The following is a 20,663-nucleotide window of genomic DNA, read 5'->3' as shown; positions in this document are numbered from 1 at the left end:
GCCCCTCACCGGGGGCACGTACGGTCCCGTTCCATGGAGAAGTGGACGCACGCGACGGCGGAAGAACTGACGGCGGCCCTGCGGTCCGGGGAGGTCAGCTCGGTGGAGCTGACCGAGGACGCGATCGGCCGGATCGAGCGGGAGGACGGGGCGCTGAACGCGATCTGCGTGCCGGACTTCGAGCGGGCCCGGGACGCCGCCCGGGAGGCCGACCGGGCTCGGGCGCGGGGGGAGGAGCGGCCGCTGCTGGGCATCCCGGTGACGGTCAAGGAGTCGTACAATGTGGCCGGGCTGCCCACGAGTTGGGGCATGCCGCAGTTCCGGGACCACGTCCCGGCCGAGGACGCCCTCCAGGTGGCCCGGGTCAGGGCGGCGGGCGCGGTGGTGCTCGGCAAGACCAACGTGCCGCTCGGGCTGCAGGACATCCAGACCTTCAACGAGATCCACGGCACCACCACCAACCCGTGGGACCGCACCCGCACCTGCGGCGGCTCCTCCGGCGGCTCGGCCGTCGCCCTGGCCGCCGGGTTCGGGGCGCTGTCGCTGGGCACCGACCTCGCCGGTTCGCTGCGCACCCCCGCCCACTTCTGCGGCGTCTACGCGCACAAGCCGACCCTGCACCTGGTGCCCACCCGCGGCATGGTCCCGCCGCCGGCCCCCGCGCTGCCCGCCGACATCGACCTGGCCGTCGCCGGTCCGATGGCCCGCTCGGCCCGCGACCTGTCCCTGCTGCTCGACGTGATGGCCGGGCCCGACCCGCTGACCGGCGGCCTGGCGCACACCCTGCGCCTGCCGGCCGCCCGGCACGACCGGCTGCGCGACTTCCGGGTCCTGGTCCTGGACGAGCACCCGTTCATCCCGACCGGCGCCGACGTCCGCGCGGGCCTCGCCCGGGTCGCCGACGCGCTCACCGCCGGTGGTGCCCGGGTCGAGCGGCACAGCCCGCTGCTGCCCGACCTCGCCGACGCCGCCGAGCTCTACACCCTGCTGCTGTTCTCCGGCCGCACCGCCCACTTCCCCACCGGCCTGCACAGCGAACTGGCCGCCCGCGCGGCCGGGTTGAGCGAGGACGACCACAGCCTGGACGCCGCCCGGCTGCGTGGCATGACGCTCTCCCACCGCGACTGGCTGGCCGCCGACCACCGCCGCGAACTGCACCGCCACGGCTGGCGGGAGTTCTTCGCCGGGTTCGACGCCGTGGTCGCCCCGATCACCCCCACCCCGGCCTTCCCGCACGACCACGACCCCGACCTGATGCGCCGCCGGATCACCGTCGACGGCACCGACCACCCCTACTTCGACCAGCTGGTCTGGGCCGGGCTCGCCACCATGCCGGGCCTGCCCGCCACCGCCGTCCCCACCGGCCCCTCCGCCGGGGGCCTCCCGGTCGGCGTCCAGCTGATCGGCCCGATGTACGAGGACCGCACCCCGCTGCGCCTGGCCGAACTCCTGGAGGAGCAGCTCGGCGGCTTCCGCGCACCGCACTGAGCCACCGCCGGACCGCCCGCCGCTCACCGGCCACCGGCCACCGGCCGTACGCGCAACGGGTCGGCGGGCGGGACGGCGGCGCGGCGGCGCCGTCAGCGGGCGGCCTGGTACGCGCGTCCGGCGGCGGTGGCGGTCGTCCCGTCGGTGAACAGGCCGCTGCTGGGCTTCGCCGGGTCCGCGCCGAGGCCGAACCAGGCGTAGCGTTGGAGGTAGGGCAGCGCGTCGAGGGCCTTGGTGGAGGCGGTGACGAAGGCGGCCTGCTGGTCGGCGGTCGGGAAGCGGGTGCCCTGGGAGAAGTCGATCAGGGCGTACTCGGTGAGCCAGATCGGCTTGTGGTAGCGCTGGTGGACCGCTTCCAGGTAGGAGGTCAGCTGCTGGACGGCCTGCGGGGTGCGGAAGTCGCCGCCGTACCAGTGCAGGGTGATGAAGTCGACCCGGTAGCCCTTGGCGGCGGCGCCGGTCATGAAGCGGTCCAGCCAGCCGCCGGGCGTGTCGGCCCCGTACGCGACGGCCGGGCTGCCCAGGGTCTGTCCGGCCTGCATCAGCTTCGGCCACAGCTCCAGCGCCCGGTCGACCGTCATGTTCGACTGGGCGGCCATGTCGGGCTCGTTGAACCCGAGCAGGTAGGGGCCGTTGGCGCGGGCCTGGGCGAGGGCGGCGTCGGTGACCGAGGACGCGCCCCAGATCATCGGGACGAAGGACGCCGAGGCGGGCGTGGTGATGCCGGGGTGCTGCGGGGCCCAGGTGTAGTACCAGCCCGCGCCGGAGGCGGCGAGCGCCTGGTTCACCCCGGTGAAGGACCACACGCCGACGCCCTTGCGCGCGGAGGTGACGACGGGGTTCTGCTGCGCCGGGGCGGCGGCGGGGGACGACGCGGACCCGGACGCGGACGCCGACGCGGAGCCGGACGTCGAAGGCGAGGACGAGGGCGAGGGCGAGTCGGACGGCGCGGGCGAGGGCGGTGGTGACGTCCCGTCGGGGGCCGGGAGCGCCGGCGCCTCGGCGGCCGTGGGCGGCGCGACGGCCCCGGCCGGTACGGGTGCCGCCGCCGGGGCGGCGTCCTGCCCCGGCGCGAGCTCGGCCCCGACCAGGACGGCGGCGGCCACCAGCGCCACCGCGGCCACCCCGCCCAGCACCGGCTTGGAGAGCAGCGGCTTCGTCCGGGCGGAGCGCGGCCGCCGGTGGCCGCCCGGAGCGCCGCTGGACGGACCGTCAGCGGCGGGGCCGGAGGGACCGGACGGGCCGGACGGGCCGCCGGGATGCGCGCCGGGGTGCGTGCCGGGATGCGCGCCGTCCGGGGTGAGCGCGGCGAGGATGCGGGCCGGGTCGAGGCTCGGCGGGACGGCCAGCAGCGGCAGGCCGTACAGCAGCCGTTCGGCGGGGAGCAGTTCGCCGCGTCCGCCGGTGCAGCGTTCGCAGTCGCGCACGTGCCGGGCCAGGCGCTTGCGCCACAGCGGGCCGGGGGTGCCGTCCCAGGTGGCGGCGGTCTCGGCCAGTCCGGGGCAGCGCGGGTCGGCGGCCAGGGCGCGCACCAGCAGGCGGGAGAGGTCCAGTTGCTTCTTCATCCGGCCGGTCCGGACGGCGGCGTGGCCGGAGCTGAGGCCGAGCGCGGCGACCAGGTCGGCCTGTTCGAGTTCGCCGGTCTCCTTGAGCCACCAGAGCGCGAGCAGTTCGCGGTCGTCGGGGTCGAGCCAGCGGGTGGCCTCGGCGATCTCGCGGCGCTGTTCGGTGAGGCCCAGCCGCAGGACGGTCAGCCCGGCGAAGTCGAGCGCGGGGTCCGGTATCGCCTCGGCCTCTTCCAGCCGGGCGGACCGGTCGAGGGCCGCGGCCCGGTCCTGCTGGCGGTTGCGGACCTGCCGGACGGCGATGGCCACCAGCCAGGACCGGAAGGCGGCCGGGTCCCGCAGGTCGGGCAGTCCGCGGACCGTGCGCAACAGCGTCTCCTGTACGACGTCGTCGGTGTCGGCGTGGCCGTTCAGCGCGCGGCCGACGATGTTGTAGACCAGCGGCAGGCTCTGGGCCACCAGGTGTTCCAGCGCCTGCCGGTCCCCGGCGCGCGCCGCCGTCACCGTTGCGGGGTCGGGTCCACTGCGTCCGGTGTGCGGCATGGGTCCATTCCTCTGCGTGCGTGGGGTGGGAGCAGCGACGGGATCGCGCTCCGTCCTCGGAGACCGGCCGCGGGGGTGGCCGCCAACAGAAATTCTCCGTCCGGGCCGGAATTTGTGTTGGCGGGTGCCTCCGGCGGCGGTCTCCGATACGTGCGCACGCACCCCGGGGATCGTCCCGGGCCAGCACCCCACACCGTCCGAACCAGGCGGCCGGGCGGCCCCCACCGCCCGTCCGTCCCCACCCCTGCCGGCCCGGGCCCCACCCGGCACCACCCCGGCCCGGCAGGGCGCGCCGGGCACCGCGCCCTTCCCCCTGCACGGGGCGCGGTGCCCGGCTTCTCCGCGTTCGCGCCGGCCCGCCCGTCCCGGTCGGCGCGTCCGTCCCACCCGTCCCGGTCGACGTGTTCGGCGCGGTCGGCGCGGTCGGCGGGACGAAACGGTGGCGGCCACCGCCCCGGGCATGGGGACGGTGGCCGCCGGTTCCGTACTGGCCGTGGTTTCCCGTTACGGGTAGGAGACCAGGTTGGAGGGGACGGTCCCGGTGCCGGAGGTCCCGGCGCCGGTGTTGTTGACCACGTGCAGGAACTGGCCGTTGCCGCCCAGCGAGTTGACCAGGACGTCGTGCAGCTTGACGCCGGGGGCGTTCGGGACCTCGAAGCCGTGGTCCATCACGATGGTCGGGTCGACGTTGAAGTAGCAGTAGCTGCCCAGGCCCCAGCCCTCGTGGGTGGTGACGTTGTTCTCGACCTTGTAGGCGGCGTAGCCCTTGGTGCTGCCGTTCTGGATCGCGGCCTGGTTGGGGGCGTCGTACGCCTTCTCGTTCTGGAAGAAGATCGTCCGGCCGCCGTTGCCCTTCCACCACACGTCGTACTTGTTGAAGTGCTCGACGAACAGGCCGGTGGCGAGGACGTCGTTGCCGCCGACGACGAAGCCGTAGTCGGAGCGGTTGCTCTCCCAGCCGACGCCCGCGCCGTGGTCGGCGCGCCAGATCCAGGTGTGGTCGACGATGGTGTTGTTGCTGTTGATCACCATGCCGTTGGTGGCCTTGCCGGCGGTGACGCCGCCGACCCGGACGAAGACGTCCTGGATGACGATCGGGTCGGCCGCGTGGTTCGCGCCCGGGGTGTCGTTGCCGACCTGGAGCAGGGCCGGGGAGTTGACGGTGCCGGCGTCCAGCAGCAGGCCGGAGACCTTGACGCCGTCGACGTCGGCGACCTTGAGCGCGGTCACGCCGTTGTCCGGGATGACGGTGGCGAGGCCGAGGCCGAGCACCACGGTGTCCGGGCGGGTGATGTTGATGCTCTGGTCGACGTGGTAGACGCCGGGGGTGAAGAGCAGGTTCAGGCCCTGGGCGAGCGCCTGGTTGATGGTGGCGGCGGTGGCGCCGGCCTTCACCACGTAGAACTGGCTGAGCGGCAGCGAGGCGCCCTGCGGGGTGCCGTTGCCCCAGGAGGTGCCGCGGGCGTTGGTGCGCTTGGCGGGCACGAACACCTTGTAGGCGTTGCCGTCCAGGTACAGGAACGGCTTCTCCTGCGAGACCGGCGTGGTGTCGAGCGTGGTGTACGGCGGGTTCGGGAAGCCCTGGGCGGGGGCGCCCTGGACACCGGAGAAGGTCTGGTTCCACACGCCGTTGGAGAACCCGCCGATGGAGCTGTCGCGGGTGTACCACTGCTGCTGCGAGTAGTTGCCGACCTGGCCGTCGATCTTGGAGTCGGCGATGTAGCCGCCCGACGCCCAGCCGTAGCTGGCGGGGGCGAGGTTGAGGCCGCCCTCGACGTGCATCCGGCGGAACGGCGCGGCCTGCGAGACGGCCCAGCGGTCGGTGCCGCTGACCGGCTTGAGGTGCAGGTTCTCGGCGGAGCGCCAGAAGTTCTGGGTGGCGTTGCCGTTGAACCAGCCCGCGTCGACGGTGACGTCGCCGTTGAAGGTGGTGTCGTCCGGGTTCAGGCCCAGGCCCGCGATCGAGGTGTAGAAGCCGATCTGGGCGTTGATGTTGTTGTACGTGCCCGGCTTGAACAGCAGCGCGTAGCGGTCGGTGCCGAACTGGTTCGACTCCTGCTTGGCGAAGACCTGGTCGACCGTGGCCTGGATGTTCGGCGTGGACGGGTCGAAGACCAGCACGTTCGGGCCGAGGTCGCCGCCGCCCTGCACCGGCGGGACGGTGGAGGTGCCGCCGCCGGTGTGCACGCCCAGCTCCCACAGCGAGTAGCCGTAGTTGGTGGCGCGCTGGGTGCCGTACAGCCGCACGTAGCGGCCGGAGCCGGAGACGTTGAGCGTCTCGTTGCCGCCGGCGCCGGTGGTGGTGGAGTAGATCGTCGCCCAGGTGGTGCCGTCGCTGGACGCCTGGATCTGGTACGCCTTGCCGTACGCGGCCTCCCACTTGAGGTCGACCTTGCACAGCTGCTGCACGGAGCCGAGGTCGACCTGGAGCCACTGCGGGTCGGCGGCGGCCGAGGACCAGCGGGTGCCGGTGTTGCCGTCGACCGCGGCGGAGGCCGGGGTGCCGCCGTTCTCGGTGGAGGAGGCGGTGGCGGTCTTGCCCTGGGCCGCGTTGTCGGTGGAGCAGGTCCCGCCCGTCGGGGTGGACGGGTTGCCGGTGGGCGTGCCACCGAGGGTGCCGTACACCTGGAACTCCCAGAGGGAGTAGCCGTACCCGGTGCCGCGGGTGATGCCGTTCATCCGCACGTAGCGGCCGGAGCCGGAGACGTTCAGCACCTCGGTGCCGCCGGCGCCGGTGGTGGTGGAGTAGATCGTCGTCCAGGTGGTGCCGTCGTTGGACGTCTGGATCTGGTACGCCTTGCCGTACGCGGTCTCCCAGTTCAGCTGGACCTTGCTGATACTGGAGACGGAGCCGAGGTCGACCTGCAGCCACTGCTGGTCGGAGGCCGCCGAGGCCCAGCGGGTGCCGAGGTCGCCGTCGACGGCACCGGCCGCGGTGGTGCCGCCGTTCTCGATGGACGACGCGGTGACCGCCTTGCCCTGCGAGATCAGCGAGTCCGCGGCCTGCGCGGTGCCCGGGATCGTCATGACGGCACCGGCGACCAGGGCCGCCGCGGCGAGTACGGCAGGCGTCCGGCGCATGGGGGCACCGGAAGGGGGAGGGGCGAGCCGCATGGCTCCTCCTGCTGTGAGCGGTGGGTGGGGTGGGGAAAACAGCGGAGAGCGCTCTCCAGGCGGAGTGTCGGACCAGGATGCACCGGGCGTCAAGCCTGCCGTGGGGGTGGCTTGAAACCTCAGCGTCACCTGGGGGAAACGCCGCCGCATCAGGTTAGTTCATGGCGAGAGAAAAGTAGAGACCCTGGCGCCAACATCTCGATTTCCCGGGACCGTGCCGGGAGAGCGCTCTCCCAGATGACGGTTCAGAAGGCCGCGCGGGAGCCGACGCGCCACTCCCGGCCCGCCGCCGTCCCCGCGCTAGGTCCGCGCTCGGCCCGCGCTCGGTCCGGGACCGGACGGGCCCGGCCCCGGACCGGACGGGAGACCCGGCGTGGGGAAGGTCACCCTCTTGGGAATGCCTTTACCTTCGGTTGACCCTTACGATCCCGGGCCCGCCTCTGAAAGGGTGGGACGACCGTCCCGACCTGCACCCGGAGGAATGCACCGTGCCCGTCTCGCGCCTGCAATCGACCCCGCTGCCCGGCATCGGCGTGCGGTACGACCTGACCACCCGAGAACGCCAACACGTCTCGGTCATCGCCCACCGCGACGGCACCCGCACCGTCAACACCTACCGCCGCGAGGACCCGGACGCCTGCGCCCACTCCCTGCACCTGACGGAGGGTGAGAGCGCCGCGCTCATCGACGCGCTCACCCCCACCCACCACAGCCCCAACCTGCTGCACACCTCCGGCCTCGGCCTGGTCGCCGAACGCGTCGAACTGACCGGCTCCTCGCACTGGAACGGACGCGCTCTCGGCGAGACCCGGATGCGCACCGAGACCGGCGTCTCCATCGTCGCCGTCCTGCGCCGCACCGGCGCCGTCCCCTCCCCCGCCCCGGACTTCCGGCTGGCCGGCGGGGACACCCTCATCCTGATCGGCACCCGCGAAGGCGTGGACGCCGCCGCCGTGATCCTCGGAAGGGAGTGAACGCTTGCACACCGCCACCGTCTTCATCGAACTCGGCGCGATCATCCTCACCCTGGGGCTGCTCGGCCGAATAGGCGCCCGCTACGGCCTCTCCCCCATCCCGCTCTACCTGCTCGGCGGCCTCGCCTTCGGCCACGGCGGCCTGCTCCCGCTCAGCGCCAGCGAGGAGTTCGTCGCCACCGGCGCCGAGATCGGCGTCATCCTGCTGCTGCTCATGCTCGGCCTCGAGTACACCGCCGCCGACCTGGTCACCAACCTCAAGAGCCAGTACCCCGCCGGACTGGTCGACTTCGTCCTCAACGCCCTGCCCGGCGCCGCCATGGCCCTGCTGCTCGGCTGGGGCCCGGTGGCCGCCGTCGTCCTGGCCGGCGTCACCTGGATCTCCTCCTCCGGCGTCATCGCCAAGGTCCTCGGCGACCTCGGCCGGCTCGGCAACCGCGAGACCCCGGTCATCCTCAGCATCCTGGTCCTCGAGGACCTCGCCATGGCCGTCTACCTGCCGATCCTCACCGCCCTGCTGGCCGGGGCCGGACTCCTGGTCGGCGGCGTCACCCTCGCCATCGCCCTGGCCACCGCCGGCGCCGTCCTGTTCGTCGCCCTGCGCTACGGACGCCTCATCTCCCGCTTCGTCTCCCACGACGACCCCGAGAAACTGCTCCTCGTCGTCCTCGGCCTGACCCTGCTGGTCGCCGGCATCGCCCAGAAACTCCAGGTCTCCGCCGCCGTCGGCGCCTTCCTCGTCGGCATCGCGCTGTCCGGCGAGGCCGCCGAAGGCGCCCACACCCTGCTCAGCCCGCTGCGCGACCTGTTCGCGGCCGTCTTCTTCGTCTTCTTCGGCCTCAACACCAACCCGGCCAGCATCCCGCCCGTCCTGCTGCCCGCCCTCGCCCTGGCCCTCACCACCGCCCTCACCAAGATCGCCACCGGCTACTGGGCCGCCCGCCGGGCCGGCATCGCCACCAAGGGCCGCTGGCGCGCCGGCGGCGCACTCGTCGCCCGCGGCGAGTTCTCCATCGTCATCGCCGGACTCGCCGTCACCGCCGGCATCGAACCCTCCCTCGGCCCGCTCGCCACCGCCTACGTCCTGCTCCTCGTCATCATCGGCCCCCTCGCCGCCCGCTGGACCGAACCCCTCGCCGCCCGCCTCACCCGCCGCGACCGGACCGCCACCTCCGAACCTCGTCCCCACCCCGAAACCGAAGAACCCGGCATCCGCGTCTGACCACCCGCGCCACCGACGGCCACGTGCCGCCCACCGCCCGTTGCCCGCCGCCCGTTGCCCGAAGGGGCGGCGGGCGGTCGGCGGCTGACGCCCCGCCGGCACCCACCGCCCCCGACCGCCCGCCCACCCGGCCGAGTCCGGCGACCGCCACCCGGCCCGAGCACAGCGCGACGCGACCCCTCCCCTTCCCCCCCACCCCCTCAGGCGAGTTCGGCGACCGCCACCCGACCCGAACGCAGCGGGGCGCGGGTGGCGGCCGGGGTGTCGAGGGACCGGGCGAGGGTGAGCAGGTCCTGGTCGGAGCGCGTCCGCAGGCCGTGTGCGGCGAGCAGGGCGGCCATCCGTTCCGGCGTCCACCGGGAGCGCCAGGGTTCGCCCGCGGTGATGGAGTTGCGCAGCAGCCGGGTCAGCAGCCGTCCGGCGGTCGCTGCGGCCGAGGGGGCCTGGTAGTTGAGGACGAGTGCGCTGCCGGGGGCGGAGCGGGCGGTGAGCGCGGCGAGGGTGGCGCGGACCTGGTCGCGGGTGAGGTAGGGGACGACGCCCTCCCAGAGCCAGGTGGTCGGGGCGGCGGCGTCGTGTCCGGCGGCGGCCAGGGCCGCGCCGAGGTCGTCGACGGCGAAGTCGACCGGGGTGAAGCGCACCGAGCGGGCGACGGGCCGGACTTCGGCGTCGGCCAGGCGGCGGCGCTTGTCCTGCTGGGAGGCCGGGTGGTCGACCTCCCACACGTCGGTGCCGGCGAGCGCGGTGAGCCGCCAGGCGCGGGTGTCCAACCCGGCGCCCAGCACCACGAGCTGGCCGTCGGCCCGTTCCCGCAGGGCCTCGTCGATGGCGACCGTCCGGGGCACCGCCACCTCGGCGCAGGCCCGTACGCTCTCGTAGCCGGTGCGGGCCTGCCAGCCCTGCGGCGGGGTGCCGGCCCGTACGGTGTCGACCACCGCCCGTTCCGCGGGGCCCAGCAGCCGGACCGCCACCGGGTCCGCGAAGCGTCCCGTCGCGGTGCGGCCGTCGGCGACCGCCCGGCCCTGGCAGACCAGCACCGCGGTCCGGCTGGCGGCCCGTCCGTTCCCGTCCGTGGAGTCCATGGGCCCATTGAACACACCGGGCCCCGCCCCGGCGGGGGGCGGGGCCCGGTGGGGCGGGGGCGGTCAGTCGTCGGAGTAGCTGAGGTCGCCGACCGACCAGGCGCTGATGTCGGCGATGGCGATCCGGTACATGCCGCCGGTGTGGGGCAGGCCGAAGTCGCCCTGGAGGATCTTCGCCCGGTGCAGGTGGAGGTGGGTGGGCGGTGAGGGCGCGGGCTCGGCGGGGTGGCTGAACAGGGTGGCGAACGGTTTCAGGTGGTCGGACGTGCGCAGGACGTCCGCCACCCGCTCCCACCACAGGGCGGCCGGCGCGAGCCTGCCGGTGATCACCGCACCGGGAACCACTACTGTCACGGACATCTGGTTGCTGTGCTCGGATTCGACCGTCGCGGCGATATCGACGAGCAGCCCGTCGGGGTTCGACATGCCTCCGAGCCTAGGCCACCGTCCGGCCCCGCGGTACGCGGTCGTGCGCATCTCCGGTTTTCGAGTCGCCGTCCGGGTCCGGAGGGGTAGGACGGGGAGGGGAGAGCCCTACCGGTGCTCGGGGTTCTCGAAGTCGAAGCGGCAGCCGGCGTCCCACGCGGAGCGCTGGTTGCCGTGGGCGGGGAGGCCGCCGGCGTCCTTGAGCATCCGGGCCAGGTGCAGCTGGTTCCAGGTCATGAAGGTCACGTTCCGGTTGGTGAAGTCGTTCTCGGGGCCGCCGGAGCCCTCGTCCAGGTAGGACGGCCCCGGCCCGGCCTCGCCGACCCAGGCGGCGTCGGCCTGCGGCGGGACGGTGAAGCCCAGGTGCTGGAGGCTGTAGAGGACATTCATCGCGCAGTGCTTCGCGCCGTCCTCGTTCCCGGTGATCAGACAGCCGCCGACCCGGCCGTAGTAGGCGTACTGGCCACGGTCGTTGAGGACCGACGAGCAGGCGTAGAGCCGCTCGACGACGCGCTTCATGACGGAGGAGTTGTCGCCGAGCCAGACCGGCGGAACACTCTGGCACCCTAGCTGACCTGGAGCGTAGTCCATCCATCAACAACCGTGCCGCACTTTCGCACCACGACAAGATGCAATGCCCCAATGCTTTGCCCAACCCTCAACGGCACGGAGGGCTCCGGACTCTACGCTTGCGCAACGAATGTGGCTTTCCGTACTCGACCCGCGTGGACGCTCTGATAAGCAGGTTGCGGCTGCAGGCGGGTGGCCGCTCAGTGCGGCCCCCGCGGGAGGGAAGCACATGGGCACGTCACCGAGGTCGGCCGTAATGGCCACCGAACAACGAGCGGTCGATCGCGCGTACGCCTGTTACGAAGCAAAGCTCGCCGAACTGTCCGGCGCCTCCTCGGCCCGGGCTGCGGCCACCGGGAAGGACGGCATCGCGGCCAGGGCAGAGTCCTTGGCCAGGGCGGAGGAGTTCCGTCTGGAGGGCGAGAACCTCGTCACGATGCGGGTGGATACCCAGTCGGACAAGAGCGGTGAGGAGGAGGTCTTCTACCTCGGGCGGCGGACGGTACACGATGCCGAGACCCGCGACACCGTCGTCATATCCTGGACGAACGAGCTCGCCACCGCCTGGCGCCTGGCCACGCCGAAAGCCCCAGGAGAAGTCCGGTTGCGTCGACGTCTCGACTGCGACGAGCGGACGGTCCGGGACTACCGCGACGAAATAGCTCCAACGGTCACGACCGCCACCAGTGCGGGGGGCGGCGCGCCCTCCCCCATCGACGTGTTCGGCCCCATCGCCGTGGCTCAGCAGCCTGCCGTGGATGACCTGCTGCTCCGCGACCTCGACCGCGCCCGTCGCAGTCGCATGCGCGACATCGTCGAGACCATCCAGCCCGACCAGATGGCATTAGTGGCCAGCCCGTCCACGGACATCCTGATCGTCCAGGGCGGCCCGGGCACCGGCAAGTCCGCTGTCGGTCTGCACCGGGTCACCTGGCTCGTCGACAACAAGCGCTTTCAGGCGCAGGACATCCTGGTGGTGGGCCCGCACCGGAGGTTCCTGGAGTACGTCGGCAGGGTCCTCCCCACGCTGGGCACGCGCAATGTCACCGCGGTCGAGCTCCCCCTGCTCTGGGAGGGGGCCGTTCGGGGCGAGGACGCCCCTCCGGTGCGGCGGGTCAAGTCGGACGAGCGCATGGCGGTGGTGCTGCGGCGCCGGGTCGACGGCAACTGCCGGCCGGACGCCATCGACGCGGCCGTCACCGCCGCCGCGGACGCGCAGGACGAGCCGATGTTCACCATCGTCCTGGGCAGCGCGCCGCTGAGGGTTCCGGTGTCCGAGGTCCGCCGCGTCTTCGAGGCCGCCCGCAGCAGACCGGGTCACTACCGAGCCTGCCGTGACCACTTCCGCGACCTCCTCGTCGACCTCCTGCTGGCCGCGCTGAAGCAGGGTTTCCCGCAGCGTGCTCGCGACCGGACCGTTCGGAAGAGCGTCGAGCGCCATCGCCAGGTCGCCGGGCTCGTCGAACGCGTCTGGCCTCCCCTGAGTCCGGAGGAGGCCCTGCGCAGCCTGCTGAACTCGTCCGGCAGGCTGGCCGAGTGCGCAGCCGACGTGTTCGACGCGGCTGAGCAGGGGTTGCTGTCCCGCCCGGCCGCCGAGCGTGCCGAGGACGAGCCGTGGACCCTCGACGACCTGGTGTGCCTCGAGGAACTGCGGGCCCTCATCTCAGGAAAGACACCGCCGAGTTACCCGCACATCGTCGTGGACGAGGCCCAGGACCTGACTCCCATGCAGGCCCGGTCGCTACGACGGCGCAACCCGAAGGGGTCGATGACGGTACTCGGCGACCTCGCACAGGCCACCGGAGCGCACGGTTACCCGAGTTGGGAGCGGATCGGCCGGATCCTGGCGGGCCAGGGCGGCTGGCACCTCGAAGAACTCACCACCAGCTACCGGGTGCCCGCGCAGATCATGGAGTTCGTCGCTCCCCTGGCCCGGGCGGTGGCCCCGTCCGTTCCGTTCCCGGCCGCGGTGAAGGAGGCGAACGGGGAGCCCGTGCGCATCGTGGAGACGCCACCGTGGCAACTCCTCGCCGAGGCGGTCGCGCACGCGGCACGGCTGGCCGGATCGGACGGTCGCACCCAGCGCTCAATCGCCCTGGTCGTCCCCGACGACTCGGACTGGCTCCAGCAGGTACAGCTCCTGGTCGACTCTGCGGAGGCGATGACAGACGAGGTCCAGGAAGCGGTGACCGTCCTGACCGCTGGCGAGGCGAAAGGCATGGAGTTCGACCACGTGCTCGTCCTGGAGCCTGCGATCATCACCGCCCGCGGTGCCGAGGGCCCGCGGCAGCTGTACGTGGCCCTGACCCGGAGCACGCAGACCTTGACGGTGTTGCACGCCTCGCCCCTGCCGGCGGTCATGCTGCCCTCCGTCGGACCGGACGAACCCGCCCCGAAGCCCCCGTCCGATCCGGCGATGGGCCGTGTCTGCTCGCGCTTCCACCTGGACGGCGAGCGCTGCAAGCTCCCCACGGAGAACGCGGACGGCTGGTGCCGTGACAGTTCCTGCAGCGGATTCCGGATGGGCGCGGTACCGGACCGGCCGCCGACCCGCTACCTGCCCAGGGTGCCCGTCGACGCCGACCTCGGAGCCGTGCTGGAGGCGTCGGACGCCTTCCTCCGCAGGCTCCGGGTGACCAGGGCCGCCGTGCGAGCTTTCGTCACCGCGCACGGCGGCAGTGACCAGGAGGCCGAGGCCGAGATCCGCGGTGTGATCGCCATGTTCCTGACCGACGGGCGCCAGGCGCAGCAATCGGACGGTTACCGACTCGTCGACCTCAATGGCTACCGGTTCGTCCTGAGCCACGACGGGACAGCCGTGACCGGCTACCGGAGCGTGCACGGCGAACGGAGCCCGGCACAGTACCTGGCCGGGGTCCCGTCCCGGTACAGGTCCTCCGGGCTCGCCGTTGCCCAGCGCGGTCCTGCGCTCCAGGACACGGCGGCCGTGCGCGCCCTTGGGGCCGAAGAGATCCTGGTGGGCGCGGAGACGCGCGCCGCGTACGCCGACCTCACTTCGGACCGGGCCGATCCGGCCGACCCCGGTTTCCTCGGCCGGCTTCGCACCGCACTTGCGGAGGACCTGTCCAGCGGCCACGTCGAGACACAACTGCGAGGCAACCACCTCGTTCTCGGTGCCTCACGCACCTGGAACCTCTCACCCGACGGCAGTTCGGTGGTCTTCGTCCGCAGCCCCACCCCGCTGGACGCGGAGATCCTGGCAGCGGCCGGCCTGGGAGGGGCCGACGAACTCGTACCCGGCACCGAACTGCGGGTACGTGCCCTTGCCCATGGCGACCAGCTCCACTGGAGGGTCACCCCGGTGCCGGAGGATCCGCAGCGGCGGTACCTCCTGCGGCTGAGGCCCGGTGACCGAGCACCCGAGACCGGGCAGGAGCTGGACGTCTGGGTCGTACAGCACCGTTCCGGCGTGCACCTGGTGTCGGCCAACGACTTCGGACGCCAGGCGATCTCCGACCGGTCGGCCGAACTGTACCGAGCCGCGCTCGCGGTCCTGACCGCCCTCGGCGAGGGCATCCCGGTGGAGCTGCCGGAGACGGGCAACTCGGGCCTCGACGAGCTGGTGAACTGCTGCCTCCGCCGCGACCAGGCCGACTGGCTCCCTGTCTGGCAGCTCCTCGGATCCCCGTCCGCAGCCGATCTGACGGTGCTGAGGGACGTCTCCCGTAGTCTCCCGGAGGCCGTACGGTCGCCTGACACCACCATGCTGGAACACCTTGGCGAAGTCCTGCGGAGCAGCGGCTGGCACGATCGGGCGGCCGCCGCCCTGGCGAACCTGACCGGCCAGGAGTCCTCGGACGCGTCCACCGTGTCAGCGCCGACTACTGTCCTGACCGCCGAGCTCGCGGCAGCGGCCGAGTCGGATCGGTCGTGCTTCCAGCACGAGGCGGTGCGCCACCAGCTCATGGCTGCTCTCTTCGGGGCGGGCCACAAGCCGCAGGACTCGTCGATCGTCGATGTCGTCCGCCCCGGAGAACGGGGGCCGATCGTTTACGAGGTCCTTCCGGTCGGCCACACCTCGTACCACGCCGTGCGGTCCGGCGCGGTCCGTGTGCGGGAGATCGGGCAGGTGGTCGACGGGGTTCCCGAGCGGCTCCACGTCGTCCTGACGTCGCCGCCCGACGAGCCGTGGATCCCCGGTCTCATCGAGCAGGTTCTCGATGTCTCCGTTCTCTGGCCCGCGGCCACCGGCTGGCAGGGTCCGGGACGTTCCTCCGTCGGCGGCGCCGCCGGTTGAGTCGCTGATCGGCCAGTGACACGAGTACCCGACGGCGGCGCTCTGCCGTCGGGTACTCGCACCGGATCTTCGAACCGTCAGCGTTGAACGCCAAAAGATTCCCCGAGAGCGTGTTTCGTCTCCGGACGGACGGGTTCTGCTACTGATGTCGACCGGTTCGACATCGCAGTGTCCGCGGAGGATGGTAGGCAGTGCCGTGCGGCCGGTGCCGCAGCGAGCGCGCGTCTGGGGCGAGGAGCGAGCAGTGAGTGATCGCAGCAGTATCGAGTGGACGGAGGCGACGTGGAATCCGACCACCGGTTGCGACCGGGTCTCCGCCGGGTGCGACAACTGCTACGCCCTGGTCCTGGCACGGCGGTTGAAGGCGATGGGCGCCGCGAAGTACCAAGCGGACGGTGACCCGCGAACGTCGGGGCCCGGGTTCGGGCTGACGGTCCACCGGGACGCGCTGGAGGTGCCCCGGCGGTGGCGCAGTTCGCGGATGGTGTTCGTGAACTCGATGAGCGACCTGTTCCACGCCAAAGTGCCGCTGTCCTTCGTGCGGGACGTCTTCGCGGTGATCGCCGAGACACCGCAGCACACCTATCAGATGTTGACGAAGCGTTCGGTGCGGCTGCGCCGGGTCGCCGAGCGGCTCGACTGGCCGGCCAACCTCTGGATGGGAGTGTCCGTGGAGGACGCCGGACACCTCGGGCGCGTCAACGACTTGCGCGAGGTTCCCGCAGCGGTGCGTTTCCTCTCGCTGGAGCCGCTGCTCGGACCGCTGCCGGGGCTGGAACTCGACGGGATCGGCTGGGTGATCGCGGGCGGCGAGTCCGGCCCCGGGCACCGACCGATGGACCCGCGGTGGGTACTGGAGATCCGCGACGCCTGCGCGGCGGCGGACGTGCCGTTCTTCTTCAAGCAGTGGGGCGGGCGCAACCCGAAGGCCGGTGGACGCGATCTCCAGGGACGCACCTGGGACGACATGCCCGAACGCCACCGCACCGCCGTTGGATGATGCCGTGAGCCGTGTACGCACCCTGTTCAGCGCGTGATGATTGTGTGATCCTCCCCTCGGTAGCAACCGCAGATCTCATCGGGGAGACACATGTCGGTACCGAAGGACGTCACCTGGGACCGCGACCCGCACACTGCAGCGAAGCACGCCCTGCTGCGCCGCTACCTCCAGGCATGGGCCCCGATCATGCTCCGGTACAACGACACCGTCGTCTACGCCGAAGGGTTCGCGGGCCCCGGCGTCTACCGGGGAGGCGAGCAGGGCTCGCCAGTCGTCGCCTACCACGTGCTCGCCAGCGCCCTTCAGGACAGACCGGGCCGGGTGCAGATGGTGCTGCTGGAAGAAGACCCCCGGCGCAAGGCGGAGTTGGAGCAGCACATCGCAGCCGCCGCGCGTTCCAGACGGCTGCGGTCGGGACGGCTGGATGTCCGGATCGGCCAGGGCAGCTGCCACCCCGTCCTCCTGGAGGAGCTGACCCGCACGGACAGCATGCGCCGGCCGATGTTCGTCCTGCTCGACGGATTCGGCGGCCCGGAGGTGCCGTTCGACCTTCTGCGACGGATAGCCGACGCTCACCACAGCAACGAGGTGATGGTCACCTTCCAGCCTTCCTTCCTCTTTCGGTTCGCCGAGAAGAACGAGCAGCACCGCGCCGCCGGCGATGCCTTCTTCGGCGACTCCGACTGGCACGGCGTCTTCCAGCAGCCGTCCAGCGCCAAGGCCGCTTACCTGCGCGACCAGTACCGCACGTCGCTCCAACAAGCCGGTTTCCAGCACACGTTGGCCTTCGAGATGATCGACGAAGGCAGCCGCCTCCTCTACCTGATCTTCGGCACCCGCCACGAGCGAGGCGTCGAGAAGATGAAGGAAGCCATGTGGGCCGTGGACAGCACCTCCGGCGTGCGCTATCGCGACCCCAAGGACCCCAACCAGCAGGCCCTCGACCTGGAGCTCGAACCGGACACCGGCCCGCTGCGTCGCATCCTGCTCGAACACCTCCGCACCGCTCCGGCGCCCCTGACCGTCGATCAGCTCAAGAGATACACCTTGCTGGAGACCGTCTACCGGCCCACCCAGGTGATACCCCTGCTCAAGCGCATGCGGGACGAGCAACAACTCACGGTTTCCCCTGGCCGGATCATCGGAACGACTACCGTCACCGCTGTCCCGCAGGACGCTCTGTTCTGAGTCCGAATCAGGTGCTGCGACTCGCCTTGGTCCGTCGGGATGATCTTGCGGATCATAGGGACGAACCGGCAGCGGCGCAGACGGCGTCGGCGAGGTCGGACACCTCGGCGAGCAGTGCGGTCGGCGGCTGGTCGAGGTCAAGGGCGTGCTGGTGCAGCACGATGTCGCCGCCCCGCACCTGGTGCACGGCGTGCGGGGCGTTTCCCTTGGCGTAGACGAGGTGGCCCTCGCCGAGGCCGAGAGCTGTGCAGTAGGCGAGCATCTGGTACAGGTCGGCCTCGGGGAAGCCGTCGGGCTTCTCGGCCTTGTACTTGGCGTCGACGACCGCGTGCGGGCGGTCGCTTGGCCCGTAGAGGACCAGGTCGGGCCGGATGCGGATGGTGTTCGCCTCGTCGAGGTGGTGACGTGCCTGCAGCACGGTACGGCCTCCGGGATGTTGGGACGTCAGGGCCTCGCGCAGGGCGACGGTGACGAAGTCCTCGAAGAGGCGGTTCATGTCGAACAGGAAGCCGCTGATGCGCAGGTCACCCGCGCGGTGCTCGACGGAGCTGTCGCGCAGCACCGCCTGGGCCAGGTGCAGGGCCTGGTGGTAGCGCGCGTTCAGCCGGGTCGCCCGCCAGGCGGGCAGTGGGACGCCGCGCACCAGCGGGGAGACGTCGGCCAGGCGGGCCTTGTGGTGCAGCAGGCGGCGGCGCACCAGGGGCGGCACGCCGGGCAGGCGCAGCAGGCGCTCGACGGCGGCGCGCAGGATCCGGTTCTCGGGAGTGTCGGCGGTGAACTCGTCGTAGCGCAGCTCCACGGGAATCGCGGCGCCGAAGCGACGGCGGATCTGGTCGGCTTCGCGGATGCGGCCGCGGACTACCAGCGCGGTGTCCTCGATGGTGCGGTAGCCCTGGATCAGGCCCTGGCGCAGCGCGCGTTCCACCTGGCGTTCGAAGGCGTGGGCGAGCGCGGGCAGCAGGTCCACGTGCTCCTGCACGTCCACGGTGTCGTTGCGCCAGCCCTTGGGGTCGGTGGCGTAGCCGAGCAGGAACAGCAGCCTGGCGATGGGCACCTTCGGCGTGATCCGGACGCCCACCGGATCGGCGCCGGGGGCGGTGACCGTGACCGCGCCGACCTTGCTGCCCGCCCGCAGCAGCCACACCCCAGGTGTGTAGGGGTCGGGTGCGGCATCGACGATCTTGGATGTGGCGAGGGCCTGGCCTATCGCTGTGTCGAGCGTCCACGGAGTGGGGCGGGCGTGCTCGACCAGCTCGACGGTGGTCATCGGGCGGGCGCGCCGACGGCCGGGGTGCCGCCGTCGTCGGATTCGTTTCCGGAGCTGCCACCCTGATCGGGCGACCATTGGAGGTCGCCCGGCTGCGTGACGAAGCGCTCGGCCCTGGCTCGCCGCTCGCGGGCGACCACCGCGCGCAGGGCGTCGAGCCCGTAGCGCTTCTCGATGTCGACACCCTCACCGTAGTGGTGTTCCTCCAGCAGCGGCAGGATTTTCGTCCGCCAGGTGCGGTCCAGGCCGCCGGCCCGGTAGACGCCCTTCTTCATCAGGTAGGAGGGGCCGATCCGGAAGTCCGGGTCGTCGATGCGGGCGTTGAGGGCGTCGAGCAGGTCCGCCGGCTCGCCGTCCTGCGCGTCCTGAGCGGTGAGCCAGCGGCGCAGCAAGCCTCGGGTGGGCTCGATCCGCGGGGAGAGCTCGACGAAGGCGAAGCGGCGGCGCATCGCGGCGTCCACCAGCGCGATGGAGCGGTCGGCGGTGTTCATGGTGCCGATGACGAACAGGTTCGACGGCAAGGCGAAGTCGTCGCCCGAGTAGGTGAGCCGCACCGACTTGTTGCGGTACTCCAGCAGGAAGTACAGCTCGCCGAAGACCTTGGCCAGGTTGGCACGGTTGATCTCGTCGATGATCAGGAAGTGCGGGATGTGCTGGTTGCCCTCACGCGAGGCCAGGTCCGCGAGCTCCCGCAGCGGGCCGGCGGTCAGCCGGAACGCGACCTCGCGGGTCTCGCGGTCCTCCTGCGGGCGGAAGCCCTCGAAGAAGTCCTCGTAGGCGTAGGAGGGGTGGAACTGCACGAGCTTGACCTGCTCGGGGCCGCCGCCGAGGAACTCGGCGAGCTTGAGGGCCAGGAAGGTCTTGCCGGTGCCGGGCGGCCCGTAGAGGATCAGCTGCCGCTCGTCCCACAGCAGGTCCCGCAGCTCCCCCAGCCAGGCGGCGTCGTGCACCAGCAGGTCATCGGCCAGTTCTTTGGTGGGCTCGGGCAGTTCCAGCTCGCGGCGGGCGGTCACGACGGGGAGCTCGACGCTGGGGTCCACGTCGGCTGCCTCGGCTTCTGCGGCGAGGTCCTCGTCGGTCAGGCCGAGCCCGTCGATGAGGGCCTGCACGGACGTCAGCTCGACCACCTCGTGCTGTGCCGACAGCTTCTGCTGCAACCCCTCCGGCAGTTCGTCGTAGGGGTGGCCGCCCGGCTGCCACTCCACCGGGCGGCGCAGGTTCGACCTCCCGTCCTCCGAGGCGACCTGCTCCGCCGAACCGGTGATCTCTCCGACGTACAGCTCGTTGTCGGAGAGGGTGCACACGGTGTCGCCCGGCTTCATCCGCGACAGGAACGCGTGGAACTCGCCGGCGAGTTCGAGTCTCTGGCTGTAGGTCGCGGTCGACTCGTAGTCCTCCTCGACCATCGACCGCAGTTCGTGCTTGCTCGCACCCTGCTTCACTCCGGAGCGCAGCCGCGCGGCCGACAGGCTCACCCTTCCCTCCGGGAGCCAGAGGCGACGGACGACATCCACACCGGACACCTTGGCCCCGCGGACCAGCCAGGCCCGGTTGGGGCCCGCCCAGACACCCGGCATGAAATCGGACAGCGGCGCCCCATCCGCGGTCTTCCACTCGGCCCACCCGTTGGCGCTGCGTCCCACCAGGATCTCGGCGGCAGCGGACGGCGAGCCGCACTCGACGTCGTGCACCACCTCCAGCATCCCCGCCCAGCGGCCGGAATCGGTGATCGCACCCTCCGCGATCAGCTTCTCGCGGAAGCGGAACGAGGACGGCATCCGGATCGGGAACGACGGCACCACCTCGGCCCGCACCGGAGAACCCGCGAGCACCACGAACTTCTGACTGCCGTTGCTGCCGCGGTCCGCCAGCAGCCGCCCTCGGGCCACGTGCGTGCCACCGGGCAGGCTCAACAGGAAATCGGGGTACGCAGTGCTGTCCACGACGGCTCCTCGAACGATGGGGT

The 20,663-nt window shown here is 71.9% G+C and carries 12 protein-coding genes and 1 pseudogene; 6 read left to right on the top strand and 7 right to left on the bottom strand.

All coding sequences use genetic code 11. The features are described 5' to 3' along the window. The first annotated feature begins 33 nt into the window (after positions 1 to 33). On the top strand, positions 34 to 1,488 hold the full coding sequence (locus K353_RS06785; protein WP_111552658.1) for an amidase: 1,455 nt from the start codon (positions 34 to 36) through the stop codon (positions 1,486 to 1,488). Between the two features lie 92 nt (positions 1,489 to 1,580). Here K353_RS06785 and K353_RS36795 read toward each other — a convergent pair whose 3' ends face one another. Both K353_RS36795 and K353_RS06775 read right to left on the bottom strand, forming a co-directional pair. Further along, a complete protein-coding gene (locus K353_RS36795) occupies positions 1,581 to 3,596 on the bottom strand; it encodes a sigma-70 family RNA polymerase sigma factor (protein ID WP_111552657.1) in 2,016 nt (671 codons plus the stop codon). Positions 3,597 to 4,100: 504 nt separating this feature from the next. Further along, positions 4,101 to 6,677, bottom strand: coding sequence for a discoidin domain-containing protein (locus tag K353_RS06775; protein WP_111552656.1), 2,577 nt, complete (start codon positions 6,675 to 6,677; stop codon positions 4,101 to 4,103). A 536-nt stretch (positions 6,678 to 7,213) separates the two neighbouring features. On the opposite strand from K353_RS06775, the gene K353_RS06770 reads away from it, so the two are divergent. Continuing rightward, entirely contained in the window at positions 7,214 to 7,684 is a 471-nt protein-coding gene (locus K353_RS06770) for a cation:proton antiporter regulatory subunit (protein WP_111552788.1), read from the top strand. 4 nt (positions 7,685 to 7,688) lie between these two features. Then, positions 7,689 to 8,906 (top strand): cation:proton antiporter, encoded by a 1,218-nt coding sequence (locus K353_RS06765; RefSeq protein ID WP_111552655.1) that lies wholly within the window; start codon positions 7,689 to 7,691, stop codon positions 8,904 to 8,906. A 200-nt stretch (positions 8,907 to 9,106) separates the two neighbouring features. On the opposite strand, the gene K353_RS06760 is transcribed toward K353_RS06765, so the two are convergent. From K353_RS06760 to K353_RS06750, 3 genes and pseudogenes are all read right to left on the bottom strand, one after another. Then, a complete protein-coding gene (locus K353_RS06760; protein WP_111552654.1) occupies positions 9,107 to 9,988 on the bottom strand; it encodes a class I SAM-dependent methyltransferase in 882 nt (293 codons plus the stop codon). Positions 9,989 to 10,051: 63 nt separating this feature from the next. Next, positions 10,052 to 10,414 (bottom strand): hypothetical protein, encoded by a 363-nt coding sequence (locus K353_RS06755; RefSeq protein ID WP_100835085.1) that lies wholly within the window; start codon positions 10,412 to 10,414, stop codon positions 10,052 to 10,054. Positions 10,415 to 10,522: 108 nt separating this feature from the next. Then, a pseudogene (locus K353_RS06750) lies at positions 10,523 to 10,963 on the bottom strand (flavodoxin family protein); the annotation flags it as partial. A gap of 277 nt (positions 10,964 to 11,240) precedes the next feature. Here K353_RS06750 and K353_RS06745 point away from each other — a divergent pair. From K353_RS06745 to K353_RS06735, 3 genes are all read left to right on the top strand, one after another. Next, positions 11,241 to 15,242 carry an AAA family ATPase gene (locus tag K353_RS06745; protein WP_158585364.1) on the top strand — a complete coding sequence of 1,334 codons (4,002 nt, stop codon included), beginning with the start codon at positions 11,241 to 11,243 and terminating at the stop codon, positions 15,240 to 15,242. 244 nt (positions 15,243 to 15,486) lie between these two features. Next, positions 15,487 to 16,242 carry a DUF5131 family protein gene (locus K353_RS06740; RefSeq protein ID WP_111552652.1) on the top strand — a complete coding sequence of 252 codons (756 nt, stop codon included), beginning with the start codon at positions 15,487 to 15,489 and terminating at the stop codon, positions 16,240 to 16,242. Between the two features lie 90 nt (positions 16,243 to 16,332). Continuing rightward, complete coding sequence (locus K353_RS06735) at positions 16,333 to 17,430, top strand: three-Cys-motif partner protein TcmP (protein WP_111552651.1); 1,098 nt, start codon at positions 16,333 to 16,335, stop codon at positions 17,428 to 17,430. Positions 17,431 to 17,482: 52 nt separating this feature from the next. Here K353_RS06735 and K353_RS06730 read toward each other — a convergent pair whose 3' ends face one another. Together K353_RS06730 and K353_RS06725 are read right to left on the bottom strand one after the other, a co-directional pair. Next, on the bottom strand, positions 17,483 to 18,697 hold the full coding sequence (locus K353_RS06730) for an McrC family protein (protein ID WP_111552650.1): 1,215 nt from the start codon (positions 18,695 to 18,697) through the stop codon (positions 17,483 to 17,485). Next, a complete protein-coding gene (locus K353_RS06725) occupies positions 18,694 to 20,640 on the bottom strand; it encodes a DUF4357 domain-containing protein (RefSeq protein WP_111552649.1) in 1,947 nt (648 codons plus the stop codon). Before K353_RS06725 ends, K353_RS06730 begins: the two co-directional genes overlap by 4 nt. Between the last annotated feature and the right edge of the window lie 23 nt (positions 20,641 to 20,663).

This window comes from Kitasatospora sp. SolWspMP-SS2h (genome assembly GCF_003259315.1).
GTDB lineage: Bacteria > Actinomycetota > Actinomycetes > Streptomycetales > Streptomycetaceae > Kitasatospora > Kitasatospora fiedleri.
The sequence above is the reverse complement of the archived record's forward strand: the minus strand, read 5'-3'. Positions and strand labels throughout refer to the sequence as shown.